This window comes from Pseudomonas sp. PDM32 (assembly GCF_019219225.1).
GTDB lineage: Bacteria > Pseudomonadota > Gammaproteobacteria > Pseudomonadales > Pseudomonadaceae > Aquipseudomonas > Aquipseudomonas laurylsulfatiphila.
Window position 1 is genome coordinate 1 of record NZ_JAHUWE010000055.1, and the last position, 328, is coordinate 328.

The following is a 328-nucleotide window of genomic DNA, read 5'->3' on the forward strand; positions in this document are numbered from 1 at the left end:
GACCGGTGTAGACGTCGTTGCCGACAGTGACCGGCAGGCTACCGGAGCTCTGACCTTCGGCAATGGTGATGACCTTGCCGCTGTCCAACGTCACGGTGACCGGACCGTTCTGCGCGGTGACCGGTTTGCCCTGGGCATCGGTCAGCGTCGCGGTGTAGGTGATGGTGCCGTTCTCGTCGACGCTCGGGGTCGCGGTCAAGGTCACGGTGGTGGTGTCGTTGACGTCGGTAACCGTGGTGCTGACCGGAGTCTTGATCGGGTTGATGGACTCGAGGTTGCCACCCACCGCGTCCTTGATGGATTCAGTGACGGTGGTTGGACCGGTGTA

General features: G+C 62.8%; 1 protein-coding gene. It reads right to left on the reverse strand.

Going from position 1 to position 328, the window contains the following annotated elements; genetic code table 11:
* Positions 1-328, reverse strand: a 328-nt coding sequence (locus KW846_RS29765; protein ID WP_218486471.1) for an immunoglobulin-like domain-containing protein, incomplete at both ends; no start/stop codon positions are given.